Raw genomic sequence first — 14,451 nt, 5'->3', positions numbered from 1 at the left:
TGCCGTGCGGCGGAGCCGCCTATCGATGTCGAGGAAGTCCTGCGCCCACGCCCAGGGCCGGGGCGTATCGGCCCGCGTCGCCCCGCCCCGGGGCAGCGCTCCGGTCCCTCGCCGCCCCCTAGCGCTTCTGCGCCTGCGTCGCCTGCATTCGGGCGACGTACGCCGCCGCCTGGGAGCGGCGCTCCATGCCCAGCTTGGAGAGCAGGCTGGAGACATAGTTCTTGATCGTCTTCTCGGCGAGATGCAGCCGCTCGCCGATCGCGCGATTGGTGAGCCCCTCCCCGATCAGCAGCAGGATCCGGCGCTCCTGCTCGGTGAGGGCGGCGAGCTGGTCGTCCGGTTTGGCGGCCGTCTGGCCGCGCAGCCGCTCCAGCACCCGGGCGGTGGCCACCGGGTCGAGCAGCGACCGGCCCGCGGCCACGTCCCGGACGGCGGAGAGCAGTTCGTCGCCGCGGATGTCCTTGAGGACGTAGCCGGAGGCGCCCGCGATGATGGCGTCGAAGAGCGCCTCGTCGTCGGCGAAGGAGGTGAGCATCATGCAGCGGACGCTCTCGTCCCGGGCGCGGATCTCCCGGCAGACCTCGACCCCGCTGCGGTCGGGCAGCCGGATGTCCAGGACGGCGACGTCCGGGCGGGCGGCGGGGATGCGGGCCAGCGCGTCGGCCGCGGTGCCCGCCTCGCCGACCACCTCCATGTCCGGCTCGCCCGCGAGCAGGTCTCGTACGCCGCGTCGGACGACTTCATGGTCGTCGACCAGGAAAATACCTATTTTTCCTTCTTCGCGCACGGATCCAGTCTCACACACGAAGTCTTCCCGCGTCGTTGTCCAGCGGGATACCGTGCGCTTGTCCGGCGGCCTGCGGGGCTGTGACCAGTGGATGTTTCCCCACCCGCGCGATTTACTTGGAAATCCAAGCAAAATTGCAGGTCAGGTGGGGTTTCGCAGACATGCGACGCACTGGGTAACGTGCCTTGTGCAGGGCCAGCCGCCGGGAACCTGTCACGCCCGGTCATGCTCCGGCGCACCCACCCCGTGCGCCGTGGCGTAACGGGCGAGCCGCAACTGGCCGCCGGCGGATCCCGGAGGCCGGACAGACGGAGGAGCACACGTGACCGTGGAGAGCACTGCCGCGCGCAAGCCGCGCCGCAGCGGAGCCAAGCGCAGCACCACCGCGCGGGACACCAAGAAGCAGCCTGCGGGCCAGACCGAACTCGTACAGCTGCTGACCCCCGAGGGCGAGCGTGTCGAGCACCCCGAGTACGCCATCGACCCCACCCCGGAGGAGCTGCGCGGTCTGTACCGGGACATGGTGCTGACACGGCGGTTCGACGCCGAGGCCACCACCCTGCAGCGCCAGGGCGAACTGGGCCTGTGGGCCTCGCTGCTCGGCCAGGAGGCGGCGCAGATCGGCTCCGGCCGGGCGCTGAACGACGCCGACTACGTCTTCCCCACCTACCGCGAGCACGGAGTGGCCTGGTGCCGGGGCGTCGACCCGACCAATCTGCTGGGGATGTTCCGTGGGGTGAACCACGGCGGCTGGGACCCGAACAGCAACAACTTCCACCTGTACACCATCGTGATCGGCTCGCAGACGCTGCACGCGACCGGCTACGCGATGGGCGTGGCCAAGGACGGCGCGGACGCCGCGGTCCTGGCCTACTTCGGCGACGGCGCCTCCAGCCAGGGCGATGTCGCCGAATCGTTCACCTTCTCCGCGGTCTACAACGCCCCGGTCGTCTTCTTCTGCCAGAACAACCAGTGGGCCATCTCCGAGCCCACCGAGAAGCAGACCCGGGTGCCGCTCTACCAGCGCGCCCAGGGCTTCGGCTTCCCCGGGGTGCGGGTGGACGGCAATGACGTGCTCGCCTGTCTGGCCGTCACCAAGGCCGCGCTGGAGCGGGCGCGCACCGGGCAGGGCCCGATGCTCATCGAGGCGTTCACCTACCGCATGGGCGCCCACACCACCTCCGACGACCCCACGCGCTACCGCTCGCCCGAGGAGCGGGAGCTGTGGGAGACCAAGGACCCGATCCTGCGGCTGCGCACCCTGCTGACCCGCGAGGGCCTGGCCGACGACGCGTACTTCGCCGACCTCGAGCGGGAGAGCGACGCGCTGGCCAAGCGGGTTCGGGACGCCGTACGGGCCATGCCCGACCCCGAGGACATGGCGATGTTCGAGCACATCTACGCCGACGGGCACGCGCTCGTCGACGAGGAGCGGGCGCAGTTCGCCGAGTACCAGGCTTCGTTCGTCACCGCTGAGGAAGGCATCTGACATGGCCGCCGAGAAGATGTCGCTCTCCAAGGCGATCAACGCGTCCCTGCGGACGGCCCTCGAGACCGACCCCAAGGTCCTGATCATGGGCGAGGACGTCGGCAAGCTGGGGGGCGTCTTCCGCGTCACCGACGGGCTCCAGAAGGACTTCGGCGAGGACCGGGTCATCGACACCCCGCTCGCCGAGTCCGGCATCGTGGGCACCGCGATCGGGCTCGCGCTGCGCGGCTACCGCCCGGTGGTGGAGATCCAGTTCGACGGTTTCGTCTTCCCCGCCTACGACCAGATCGTCACCCAGCTCGCCAAGATGCACGCACGCTCGCTCGGCAAGGTCAAGCTGCCGGTCGTCGTCCGCATTCCGTACGGCGGCGGCATCGGCGCGGTGGAGCACCACAGCGAGTCGCCGGAGGCGCTGTTCGCGCATGTGGCGGGGCTGAAGGTGGTCTCGCCGGCCAACGCCTCCGACGCCTACTGGATGCTCCAGCAGGCCATCGACAGCGATGACCCGGTGATCTACTTCGAGCCCAAGCGCCGCTACCACGACAAGTCCGAGGTCGACACCGCCGCGATCCCCGGCCCGCTGCACGCCGCCCGGGTGGTGCGGCCGGGGACGGACCTGACGCTCGCGGCCTACGGCCCGATGGTGAAGGTCGCCCTGGACGCCGCCGCGGCCGCTGCCGAGGAGGGCAAGTCGATCGAGGTCATGGATCTGCGGTCGATGTCGCCGATCGACTTCGACACCATCCAGCGGTCCGTGGAGCGGACGGGGCGGCTGGTCGTCGTCCACGAGGCACCGGTATTCCTGGGCACCGGATCGGAGATCGCCGCGCGCATCACCGAGAGGTGCTTCTATCACCTCCAGGCCCCGGTGCTGCGGGTCGGCGGCTTCCACTCGCCGTACCCGCCGTCACGGCTCGAGGACGAGTACCTTCCGGGGCTGGACCGGGTGCTCGACGCCGTAGACCGCGCGTTGGCGTACTGAAGGGCTTGAGGAGATCGTGACGATGACCGCAGTCGAACAGCGCTTCCGTGAGTTCAAGATGCCCGATGTGGGCGAGGGGCTGACCGAGGCCGAGATCCTCAAGTGGTTCGTGGCGCCGGGTGACACCGTGACCGACGGCCAGGTGGTGTGCGAGGTCGAGACCGCCAAGGCCGCCGTCGAGCTGCCCATCCCCTTCGACGGCGTGGTGCACGAGCTGCGCTTCGACGAGGGCACCACCGTGGACGTGGGCACGCCGATCATCTCGGTGGACACCAACCCCGGGGCGGGGGAGGCGGCGCCCCAGGCCGCTCCCGCCGCGGAGGCCCCCGCCACCGAGGAGCCGGCCGCCGCCGAGCCCGAGGAGAAGGAGGGTCGCCAGGCCAATCTGGTCGGCTACGGGGCGGCGCCCGCCTCCACCAAGCGCCGTCCGCGCAGGCCCCTGCCGGGCCTCCAGCGGTCCGCGCCCGCTCCCTCCGCCGGGGCGCCCGCGCCCCAGGCGCCCGCCCCCGCGCCCGCGCGCCCCGAGGCGGCGCCCGCGCCCTCGCCCTCGCCCGAGCTGAACGGCAGCGGCCGGACCGCGCGGCCGCTGGCCAAGCCGCCGGTCCGCAAGCTGGCCAAGGACCTGGGCATCGACCTGGAGACGGTCACCCCGAGCGGGGCGGACGGGATCATCACCCGCGAGGACGTCCACGCGGCCGCCGAGGCCGTCCAGACGGCCCGGGAGACGCCCGCGGCGGCCCCGTCCGCGGCCGTCACGGCCGTGGCGGGCCGGGAGCGCCGGGTGCCCGTGAAGGGCGTACGGAAGGCCACCGCGCAGGCGATGGTCCACAGCGCCTTCACCGCCCCGCACGTGACCGAGTTCGTGACGGTCGACGTGACCCGCACGATGAAGCTCGTGGCCGACCTCAAGCAGGACCCGGAGCTGTCCGGGCTGCGGGTCAACCCGCTGCTGCTGGTCGCCAAGGCCCTGCTGGTGGCCATCCGGCGCAACCCGGACATCAACGCCACCTGGGACGAGGACAACCAGGAGATCGTCTACAAGGACTACGTCAATCTGGGCATCGCGGCGGCCACGCCGCGCGGGCTGATCGTCCCCAACATCAAGGACGCCCACGACAAGACCCTGCCCGAGCTGGCGTCCGCCCTGGGCGAGCTGGTCACCACCGCCCGTGAGGGCAAGACCACCCCGGCCGCGATGTCCGGCGGCACGATCACCATCACCAACGTCGGCGTCTTCGGCATCGACGCGGGCACCCCGATCATCAACCCCGGGGAGTCCGCGATCCTCGCCTTCGGCGCGGTCAAGCTCCAGCCGTGGGTCCACAAGGGCGAGGTCAAGCCGCGCCAGGTGACCACGCTGGCGCTCTCCTTCGACCACCGGCTGGTCGACGGCGAACTGGGCTCCAAGGTGCTCGCGGACGTCGCGGCCGTCCTGGAGCGCCCCAAGCGGCTCATTACGTGGACTTGATTTTTTAAGGCTCGGTTCGCCTCCACAGCGGGGGCACCCGAGCGTAATAGGCGCCCATCCCCCGTCCGCATCGCGGACGGGGGATGAGTGCGCATGCATCTTGTATCTATGATGTGCGCATCATGAGTCCCGCCGATACGGCCACCAAGCCGCCCCCTGCCGCCGAACGCGTCTACCACCACGTCAAACAAGCCGTCCTCGACCGCCGCTACGAGGGCGGCACACTGCTGAGCGAGGGTGAACTCGCGGACGCCGTCGGAGTCTCCCGCACCCCCGTCCGGGAGGCGCTGCTGCGCCTGGAGGCCGAGGGGCTGCTCAAGCTCTATCCGAAGAAGGGCGCCCTGGTGCTGCCCGTCTCCTCCCAGGAGATCGCGGACGTGGTCGAGACCCGGCTGCTGGTGGAGCAGCACGCGGTCGCCAAGGTCGTCCCGGCGGGCGGACAGCTCCTGGCCCGGCTCGAGGAGCTGCTGGAGGAGCAGAGGGTGCACGCCGCGGCCGGGGACCTGGCCGCCTTCGCGGCCGCCGACCGCTGCTTCCACGCGGCGATCGTCCGGGCGGCGGGAAACGCCATCCTGGCGCAGCTGTACGACCAGTTGAGGGACCGCCAGCTACGGATGGGCGTGGCCACCATGCACGCCGAGCCCGACCGCATCGCCAAGAACATCACCGAGCACACGGAGATCCTCCAGGCCCTGCGCGCCGGGGACGCCGGTTTCGCGTCCGGTCTTGTGCAGCGCCACATCAGCTGGGTGAACAACCTCGCCCGGGGTGAGGTGCGATGACCTCGGCCCAGTTGCCCGGTGATCCACCCGGCGGACGTCGTGCCGTCGCCGTATGGGGCCTGGGCGTCGCCGTCTACTTCGTCGCCATCACCTTTCGCACCAGCCTCGGCGTCGCCGGTATCGACGCCGCCGAGCGCTTCCACATCAACTCCTCGGCGCTGTCGACCTTCTCCATCCTCCAGGTGCTGGTCTACGCCGGGATGCAGATACCGGTCGGGCTCATGGTCGACCGTCTCGGCACCCGTAAGGTGCTCATGCTCGGCGTGGTGCTCTTCACCCTGGGGCAGTTCGGCTTCGCGCTCTCCCACTCGTACACGATGGCGCTGGTCTCCCGGGCGCTGCTCGGCTGTGGTGACGCGATGACCTTCATCAGCGTGCTGCGGCTCGGTTCGCGCTGGTTCCCGGCCCGCCGGGGGCCGATGATCGCCCAGGTCGCCGCGCTCTTCGGCATGGCGGGCAACCTGGTCTCCACGCTGGTGATCGCCCGGGCGCTGCACAGCGCCGGCTGGACCACGACCTTCGCGGGCAGCGCGCTCGGCGGGGTGGCCGTCTTCGTCCTGGTGCTGTTCTTCCTCAAGGACCACCCGGAGGGCTTCGAGCCCGCGCCCGCCTCCCACATGGGCGCCGACTACGTCCGCCGGCAGATCGCGGACGCCTGGCGCGAGCCCGGCACCCGGCTCGGCATGTGGGTGCACTTCACCACCCAGTTCCCGGCGATGGTCTTCCTGCTGCTGTGGGGGATGCCGTTCCTGGTCGAGGCCGAGGGGCTGTCCCGGGCGACCGCGGGTCAGCTGCTGACCCTGGTGGTGCTGTCCAACATGGCGGTCGGCCTGGTCTACGGCCAGGTGATCGCCCGGCACCACGCCGCCCGCGCCCCGCTGGCCCTCGGCACGGTCGCCGCCACCGCGCTGCTGTGGGGCACCGTGCTGCTCTGGCCGTCCGCCCACGCGCCCATGTGGCTGCTGATCGTCCTGTGCGTGGTGCTCGGCGCCTGCGGGCCCGCGTCGATGATCGGCTTCGACTTCGCCCGGCCCGCCAATCCGCCCGAGCGGATCGGCACCGCCTCGGGAATCGTCAACATGGGCGGCTTCACGGCCTCGATGACCACCCTGCTGGCCGTCGGCGTCCTGCTGGACCTGACCGGCGAGAACTTCCGGATCGCGTTCGCCTCGGTGTTCGTGCTCCAGGCGCTCGGCCTCACCCAGATCCTGCGGCTGCGCGGACGGGCGCACCGCCGGGAGCGCGAGCGCGTGGTCGCGAGCCGCGTCGAGGCGGTGCACGTACCGGCGTGACGCCGTGGCCCTCCGGTCCCCGGAGCGCTACGGAGTGATCGCGAAGTGCTGGAGGATCGCTTCCGCCAGCTGCTGGTCGCCCTCGATCTTCAGCCGCTCCGAGACCGCCTCGGGCCGCACCCGTCCACAGGCCAGCCGGACGTAGGTCTCCCAGTCCAGGGCGAGGGTCACCGTCGGCCCCAGCGAGACGCTGCCGTCGATGGTGCCCCGGCCGTCCGCGTCGACCCTTACCGTCCGCATGAACTCCATCGGGCCGTGCACATCGAAGACGACGGCCGACTGGGGCGCCGCGCCCGCGTCCTTGGCGACCACCTTCGGCAGCCCCGACAGCAGCAGGTCACGGGTGATCGTGGCGCCCGGCGAGTCGAGGTTGCCCGGCTTGTTCAGGGCCCGGCGCAGATCCTGTTCGTGCACCCAGATGTCGAAGGCCCGCCGCGTCAGGGCCTCCCCCAGCGTCACCTCGGTGCCGCCGGGCCAGCGCACCATGGCGTCCGGATCGCGCTTCTCGTTCCGCAGCTGGCGGCCCCGCCGGATGACGGTGTACTCCAGCTCGGAGGTCATCTCGGGCGCGGTGTGGCAGCGCCGGACGTCGACCTGGACCTCCATGTACCGCGACAGCTCGTTGGTGACGTGGTAGAGGTCGCGCGGCAGGGTGTGGATGGGGCGGGGATCGCCGAGCATCTCGCATTCGAGGCCGATCACATGCGAGACGACGTCCCGTACCGACCATCCCGGGCACTCGGTGGCGCGGTTCCACTCGCTCTCCGCTAGCGGATTGACCAACTCCGATATCGCGTCGATGGAGTGGGTCCAGGCGTCGATGGAGGTCTGAAGGCTGGGATGGACGGTCACGGGACCCCTCGGGCGGTTGGTGCGCGGGCTGGGTGCTGGTGTGTGCGTTCAAGTTACGCTGCCCACGAGCGCACGGGCAGTGCTTTCCGGTCTGATCGTAGGCCCGGATCGGCGGCTCGCGGCCTGCCCGCGATGGTAGTGTGCGCCCGCCCCGGCCTTATCTCCGGACAGACCCGTACGCATCGGTGGAAAGCCGCCGGGGCGGGGGAATGGCACGACCGGGACTGCTGTTTCATGGGGACATGGCTTCACGTGCACGCGTCCGCGCCCCCGAGCTGATCGGCCGGGGCGGCTGGCTCAACACCGGCGTTACCGACCTCACCCTCACCGACCTGCGAGGACGCATCGTCATCCTCGACTTCTGGACGTTCTGCTGTGTGAACTGCCTGCATGTCCTGGACGAGCTTCGCGAGCTGGAGGAGAAGCACCGCGACACCGTGGTGATCGTCGGGGTGCACTCGCCGAAGTTCGTCCACGAGGCCGAGCACCAGGCGGTCGTGGACGCGGTCGAGCGCTACGAGGTGCACCACCCGGTCCTGGACGACCCCGAGCTGGCCACCTGGAAGCAATACGCCGTACGGGCCTGGCCCACCCTCGTCGTCATCGACCCCGAGGGCTATGTGGTGGCCCAGCACGCGGGCGAGGGCCATGCCCACGCCCTGGAGACCCTCGTGGGGCAGCTGGAGGCCGAGCACGCCGCCAAGGGCACCCTGCGGCGCGGCGACGGTCCATATGTGCCCCCGGAGCCGGTCCCCACCGAGCTGCGCTTCCCCGGTAAGGCGCTGCTGCTGCCCGGCGGCACCTTCCTCGTCTCGGACACCACCCGCCATCAACTGGTGGAGCTCGCGGCGGACGGCGAGAGCGTGGTGCGGCGGATCGGCGCGGGCGAGCGCGGCCTTACCGACGGCACGAGCGAGCGGGCGCGCTTCAGCGAGCCCCAGGGGCTCGCCCTGCTCCCCGACGGCACCGTGGCCGTCGCCGACACCGTGAACCACGCGCTGCGCCGCTTCGACCCGGCCACCGGCGAGGTCACCACGCTCGCCGGGACCGGCCGCCAGTGGTGGCAGGGGTCGCCCACCGAGGGGCCCGCCCGCGAGGTCGACCTGTCCTCCCCCTGGGACGTGGCCTGGTTCGCCGGCCGGCTGTGGATCGCCATGGCGGGCATCCACCAGCTGTGGACCTACGACCCGGAGGCCGGGACCGTACGGGCCGCCGCCGGGACCACCAACGAGGGCCTGGTCGACGGTCCGGCCGAGGAGGCGTGGTTCGCCCAGCCCTCCGGGCTCGCCGCCACCGAGGACCGGCTGTGGATCGCGGACTCCGAGACGTCGGCGGTGCGCTACGTCGAGCGCGACGGTAAGGGCTTCACGGTCCGTACGGCCGTCGGCACCGGGCTCTTCGACTTCGGCCACCGGGACGGCGCCGCCGTTTCCGCGCTGCTCCAGCATCCGCTGGGCGTCACCGCGCTGCCCGACGGCTCGGTGGCGATCTCGGACACCTACAACCACGCGCTGCGCCGCTACGACCCGGCCACCGGCGAGGTCTCCACGCTCGCCACGGATCTGCGCGAGCCCTCCGGCGCGGTCCTGGCCGACGGGGACATCGTCGTGGTGGAGTCCGCCCGGCACCGGCTGACCCGGCTGCGGCTGCCTGAGGAGGCCGTGAGGGTCGAGGCGGTGGCCCACCGCACCCAGCGCGCCGCGACCGACATCGCCCCGGGGACGCTCCGGCTGGACGTGGTCTTCCAGGCGCCGGAGGGGCAGAAGCTGGACACCCGCTACGGCCCCTCCACCCGGCTGCTGGTCAGCTCCACCCCGCCGGAGCTGCTGGCCGGGGGCGACGGAGCGGGGACGGATCTGAGCCGTGAGCTCGTCCTTACGGCGGGCGTGACCGAGGGCGTGCTGCACGTCTCGGCGATGGCCGCCTCCTGTGACGACGACCCGGCCAACGAGTACCCGGCCTGCCATGTGCACCAGCAGGACTGGGGCGTCCCCGTGCGGGTCACCGAGGGCGGCGCGAACCGGCTGCCGTTGGTGCTCGCCGGGATGGACGACTGAAACCTGACGGGCCGGGACACGACGGGCCGATCCCCGACCGGCTGAGTTCTGACCAGGGGTCAGCCGGGGCAGTTGGGCAGCGTGGAGTACTGCACCTGGTCCTGGCGGATCCGGATGCCCGGCACTCACATCCGCTCGCCGTCCTTGGCGACGCGGAACCACATGGGGGCCGAGCCGCCCTTTGGGACGTCCCATCCGCGCCCACCCCTGACGACCTGCCAAAACGCCCACGGAGACGGCCGGATGCGGGACGGAGAAGGCCGTGCCGTGGGACATGACGAGACGGCCCCCGCCGGAGCGGGGGCCGTCCGGGGCAGGTAGCCGGGGGGAGGCGGCTACCTGTCCGGCTGGGTGGCTCGGAGTCGAGCGGTCACCGGAACGGAAGGGTGGGGGCGGTCACCAGATGGGCGCGGTCACCAGAGCAGGGCGTCGGAGGCGTCGCTCTGCCAGTAGCCGACCTCCGCCCCGCGGCCGACGTCCACCGAGTCGCCGGGGAGGTCGACGGCGCGGCGGCCGTCCCCGCCGGGGAGGGAGACGGTCAGCCCGGTGGCCTTGACGCCGTCGGCCGGGTCGTCCGCCGCAGAGGTGGTCAGGCCCGCGTAGCCGCTCTCGCCGGGGGCCAGCGTGACGGCCGTCTGGGGCCGGGTGTCCGCGGCCTCCGGCACGGCCGGGCCCGCCTCGTCGAACCGCACCGCGGGGAAGCCGGTGAGACGGCAGGGCGCGCCGGACTGGTTGGTGATCTGCAGCAGGAGGTGGCCGGCCGGGCGGGGGACGGAGGTGACGCCCACCGACATCGTGTCGAGGCGGCAGATCCTGGCCTCCCCCTCGACGCCGCTGTCGGCCCGCAGACCGCCCTGGGCCCCGGCGTCGGCCCCGCCCGCCACCGTGTCCCGCGCGGCCCGCTGGGCGCCGCCCTGGAGGCCGTCCTCGTGGGCGGCGGGGACGGCGGGGGCGATGCTCTCCGCCGCGCCGGCCGTCCGCACGCCCGACGCGTCGGCCGTGCCGCACGCCGCGAGGGTGATGCCCGCGGCGACGACTGTCAGTCCGGCCGCGACCGAGCGCAGGGTGCCGGCGCGGTGGGCGAGGCGAGCGGTGGTGAGCGGCATGGCGGGTCTCCCCTCAGCGGGCGTTCGGGCGTCTTCCGTTTTCCGGTACGGCTCAAGCCTGTCCGGACCCGCTGCCGTTCGGCTGGTGAACGGCTGCCGCCCGCTAACGCCTCGCTAACGCCCCGCTGTTCGCCCTTGTCAGGGCCTGCTTCGCCGTCGGCCACCGGGGCGCGGGAGGAGGCGATGGCCTCCTCGGACGCGGCGGCCGCACCAGCCCCCACCCACCGCCGGGGGCGCCCCCTGCGCGTGGCCGGGCGCCCCCTTCGACGACGGACCCTAGGCCCCCTGTGACGGCCCGCCAGGGGCTCCGCCGGGCGCCTCGCCGGGGGTGTCGCCGCGGTCGCTGCCGTCGCCCTGGGCGAAGAGCTTCACCAGGTCGCTCATCACGTAGCGGTTGGTGGCCTCCTCGTCCAGCAGGTGCATCTCCGCCAGCCGCTCCAGGGAGTCCTGGATCAGCTCGGGGTCCGCGCCCGACAGCGCGGCCGCCTCGGCGGTGTTGACCTCCCGCGCGAAACCGGCGCCCAGGGCCCGCAGTAGCTGCGCGTCGTCCGCCGAGAGCCGGGCCACCGAATTGCGCAGCGCGGCGGCCACTCCGGTGTCCTCCGCCGACAGCAGCGCGAGCCGGCGGCGCTCGTCGCGCAGCGCGGTGGCCAGCCGGGCCAGCCGCCAGCGGGGCCGCGCCATGAGCTGGGCGGAGGCGGCGCGCAGCGCCAGCGGCAGCCCGTCGCACAGCGCCACCAGCTCCCGCGCGGCCTCCGGGTCCTCGGCGACCCGGGCGGGCCCCAGCAGCGTGCCCAGCAGGCCCACCCCGTCCTCGGGGCCGAGGGCGTGCAGCCGCACCGGTCGGGCGGCGTCGGTGGCGATCAGCCCGTCCAGCCTGCTGCGGCTGGTGACCAGCGTGGCGCACTGGGGGCCGCCGGGCAGCAGCGGGCGCACCTGGGCGGAGCTGCCCGCGTTGTCCAGCACCACCAGCAGCCGGCGGCGGGCGGCCAGCGAGCGGTACAGCGCGGAGGCGGCCTCGGGCGAGGTGGGGATCTGCTCGGCCGGGGTGCCGAGGGCCAGCAGGAACTCGCGCAGCACCTCGGCGGGCACCACCGCCTCGCCGCCGCTGAAGCCGCGCAGATCCGCGAAGAGCCGTCCGTCCGGGAAGGCAGCGGCGTGGGCATGGCCCCAGTGGACCGCCAGACCGGTCTTGCCGACCCCGGCGGGCCCGGTGAGCAGCGCGATACCGCCCGCCTGGGGGTAGCCGCCGGAGCCGCCCGCGGCGCCGCCCTGGGCCGGTTCGGCGGTGCCCAGGGTCAGCCGGGTCAGCTCGGCCAGCTCCGCGCCCCGGCCGTGGAAGCCCGCCGGGGGCCGGGGGAGCAGCTCGGGCACGGGCGCGGGGGCCGAGGACGGCGGCTGCTGCGGGGTGGCCTGCTGTGCGCCCGGCTGCCCGGCGGCACCCGGCTGCTGCCCGACGGCCTCGGCGCCGCCCCGCGGTCCGTCCGCCGTGGGGGCCGCCCGCAGGATCTCCTGGTACGCGGCGCTCAGCCGCTGGCCCGGGTCGACCCCCAGGTCGTCGTCGAGCAGTTGCCGGGTGCGGTGGAACCAGGCGATCGCGTCGGACTGCCGCCCGGAGCGGTACAGCGCCAGCATCAGGGCGGCGATCAGCCCCTCGCGCAGCGGGTTGGCGACGGCGGCGGGATGCAGGGCGCGCACTGCCTGCTCATGCTCGCCCAGGCCCTCGTGCGCCCGCGCCAGGGCCTCCACGGCGCTCAGCCGCCGCTCCTCCAGGGCGTGCGCGGCCGCCGCGAACGGCGGGCTGGCCACGGTCCCGGTGAGCGCCGGGCCGCGCCACAGGCCGAGCGCCTGGCGGAGCAGCTGGACGGCCTCGCCGGGGGCGGACTCCGGGCTGGCCTGGGCGGTCAGCTGGTCGAAGCGCTGGGTGTCGATCAGGGATTCGGGGATGCGCAGCAGATAGGCGGAGCTGTGGGTGGTCAGCTCGACGCCGTGGTCCTCGGCGCCGCCCTCGGCCAGGGCCGCGCGGAGCCGGGAGACATGGCCCTGGATGACGGTCCGGGCGTGGGCGGGCGGCTCGTCCTCCCACAGGCTGGATATCAACTGGTCCACGGACACCGTCGCGTTGGGCCGCAGCAGCAGCATCGCCAGCACGCTGCGCCGTTTGGCGGGCCCCAGCGGAAGCTCGACGGGCGCTGCTTGCGGACCCGCGGTGACGGTCACCGGGCCCAGCAGGGAGAAGTCCAACTCAAGCCCCCAGAAAGGCGTGCAGTGCCTTGGCCAGCAGCCGCGGGTCCTGTGCTCCGCACAGCTCCCGGGCCGAGTGCATGGACAGGATCGCGATGCCGATGTCGACGGTGGCGATGCCGTGCCGGGCGGCGGTGATCGGCCCGATCGTGGTGCCGCACGGCATCGAGTTGTGGGAGACGAAGCTCTGCCAGGGGACGCCGGCGCGCTCGCAGGCGGCGGCGAAGACGGCTCTCCCGGCGCCGTCGGTGGCATATCTCTGGTTGACGTTCACCTTCAGGATCGGGCCGCCGTTGGGCCGCGGGTGGTGGCCCGGCTCATGGCGCTCGGCGTAGTTGGGGTGGACGGCGTGGCCGGTGTCGGAGGACAGGCAGACGGTGCCCGCGAAGGCCCGCGCCCGCTCCTCGTAGGCCCCGCCGCGGGCGAAGACCGAGCGCTCCAGCACCGTGCCGAGCAGCGGCCCGTCGGCGCCGGTGTCGGACTGGCTGCCGTTCTCCTCGTGGTCGAAGGCGGCCAGCACGGGGATGTACGGCAGCTCCTGGCCCGCGGCGGCGGCGATGAGCGCGGCCGTACCGGCGTGCACGGAGACCAGGTTGTCCATCCGGGGCCCGGCGACCAGCTCGCGGTCCCGGCCGAGGTAGGCGGGCGGCTCGACGCTGTGGGTCATCAGGTCCCACCCGGCGATCTCCTCGGCCGCGACCCCGGTCTCCTCGGCGACGAAGCGGATCAGGTCGCCCTCCTCGACGCTCCCGAGCCCCCAGATGGGCGTCATATGGCGCTGCTTGTCGAGCTTGAGGCCCTCGGTGTTGACCGATCTGTCGAGGTGCACGGCGAGCTGGGGCACGCGCATCAACGGCCGGTCGACGGTGACGAGGTGGTGGGATCCGTCCCTGAGGGTGATCCGGCCAGAGAGCCCGAGGTCGCGGTCGAGCCAGGTGTTGAGCAGCGCCCCGCCGTAGATCTCGACGGCGATCTGCCGCCAGCCGTGCGCCCCGGTGTCGGGAATGGGCTTCACGCGCAAATTGGGAGAGTCGGTGTGAGCGCCCACAATCCGGTACGGAGTGGCGGGGCCCGCCCCCTCGGGGACGTACCAGGCGATGATCGCGCCGCCGCGCAGCACGAACCGTCCACCGGCCGCCCCGTCCCAGGGCGCGGTCTCCTCGATCCGGCGGAACCCGGCCTTCTCCAGCCGCTCCGCGGCGCTCGCCACGGCGTGGTACGGCGAGGGGCTGGCGCGGAGGAAGGACATCAGGTCATCGGTGTGGCCGCGGTCGATGCCGGGTTGTGCGCTCATGTGCTCAGCATAGATTCGCCGGGGGGCGGCTCGCCCTGGTACGGGAGCGGCATCCATCCGTGGGGCCACGTTGATCCAATCTGATGAAAGCACGTCAG

11 protein-coding genes are annotated in these 14,451 nt (G+C 72.8%); 6 read left to right on the top strand and 5 right to left on the bottom strand.

Translation table 11 applies throughout. From position 1 onward, the window contains the following. Positions 1–118: 118 nt before the first annotated feature. Positions 119–787, bottom strand: coding sequence for a response regulator (locus ACZ6TD_RS24200; RefSeq protein WP_191069776.1), 669 nt, complete (start codon positions 785–787; stop codon positions 119–121). Positions 788–1,109: 322 nt separating this feature from the next. Here ACZ6TD_RS24200 and pdhA point away from each other — a divergent pair, with 322 nt between their 5' ends. The 5 genes from pdhA to ACZ6TD_RS24175 all read left to right on the top strand — a co-directional run bounded on the left by pdhA (position 1,110) and on the right by ACZ6TD_RS24175 (position 6,800). Next, positions 1,110–2,276 carry a pyruvate dehydrogenase (acetyl-transferring) E1 component subunit alpha gene (gene pdhA, locus ACZ6TD_RS24195; RefSeq protein ID WP_262701945.1) on the top strand — a complete coding sequence of 389 codons (1,167 nt, stop codon included), beginning with the start codon at positions 1,110–1,112 and terminating at the stop codon, positions 2,274–2,276. Between the two features lies 1 nt (position 2,277). Beyond that, on the top strand, positions 2,278–3,258 hold the full coding sequence (locus ACZ6TD_RS24190) for an alpha-ketoacid dehydrogenase subunit beta (protein WP_471357483.1): 981 nt from the start codon (positions 2,278–2,280) through the stop codon (positions 3,256–3,258). 22 nt (positions 3,259–3,280) lie between these two features. Continuing rightward, entirely contained in the window at positions 3,281–4,726 is a 1,446-nt protein-coding gene (locus ACZ6TD_RS24185; protein ID WP_471357481.1) for a dihydrolipoamide acetyltransferase family protein, read from the top strand. A gap of 122 nt (positions 4,727–4,848) precedes the next feature. Next, positions 4,849–5,508 (top strand): GntR family transcriptional regulator, encoded by a 660-nt coding sequence (locus ACZ6TD_RS24180; RefSeq protein ID WP_137978747.1) that lies wholly within the window; start codon positions 4,849–4,851, stop codon positions 5,506–5,508. Further along, positions 5,505–6,800 (top strand): MFS transporter, encoded by a 1,296-nt coding sequence (locus tag ACZ6TD_RS24175; protein WP_471357478.1) that lies wholly within the window; start codon positions 5,505–5,507, stop codon positions 6,798–6,800. The genes ACZ6TD_RS24180 and ACZ6TD_RS24175 overlap by 4 nt, the downstream gene beginning before the upstream one ends. 27 nt (positions 6,801–6,827) lie before the next feature. Here ACZ6TD_RS24175 and ACZ6TD_RS24170 read toward each other — a convergent pair whose 3' ends face one another. Continuing rightward, a complete protein-coding gene (locus ACZ6TD_RS24170) occupies positions 6,828–7,652 on the bottom strand; it encodes a maleylpyruvate isomerase family mycothiol-dependent enzyme (RefSeq protein ID WP_471357475.1) in 825 nt (274 codons plus the stop codon). Between the two features lie 242 nt (positions 7,653–7,894). Between ACZ6TD_RS24170 and ACZ6TD_RS24165 the strand changes: the two genes are divergently transcribed. Continuing rightward, on the top strand, positions 7,895–9,709 hold the full coding sequence (locus ACZ6TD_RS24165) for an NHL domain-containing thioredoxin family protein (RefSeq protein ID WP_471357472.1): 1,815 nt from the start codon (positions 7,895–7,897) through the stop codon (positions 9,707–9,709). 413 nt (positions 9,710–10,122) lie between these two features. On the opposite strand, the gene ACZ6TD_RS24160 is transcribed toward ACZ6TD_RS24165, so the two are convergent. From ACZ6TD_RS24160 to ACZ6TD_RS24150, 3 genes are all read right to left on the bottom strand, one after another. After that, the gene (locus ACZ6TD_RS24160; protein ID WP_471357469.1) at positions 10,123–10,815 is read right to left on the bottom strand and encodes a DUF4232 domain-containing protein; all 693 of its coding nucleotides are present in this window, start codon (positions 10,813–10,815) and stop codon (positions 10,123–10,125) included. 276 nt (positions 10,816–11,091) lie between these two features. Further along, positions 11,092–13,059, bottom strand: a complete 1,968-nt coding sequence (locus ACZ6TD_RS24155) for an AfsR/SARP family transcriptional regulator (protein ID WP_471357465.1) — start codon at positions 13,057–13,059, stop codon at positions 11,092–11,094. 1 nt (position 13,060) lies between these two features. Next, positions 13,061–14,353, bottom strand: coding sequence for a M18 family aminopeptidase (locus ACZ6TD_RS24150; protein ID WP_471357462.1), 1,293 nt, complete (start codon positions 14,351–14,353; stop codon positions 13,061–13,063). Between the last annotated feature and the right edge of the window lie 98 nt (positions 14,354–14,451).

The organism is Streptomyces yongxingensis, assembly GCF_055597465.1.
Note: the sequence above shows the minus strand (reverse complement) of the source record. Positions and strands in the feature narration are given on the sequence as shown.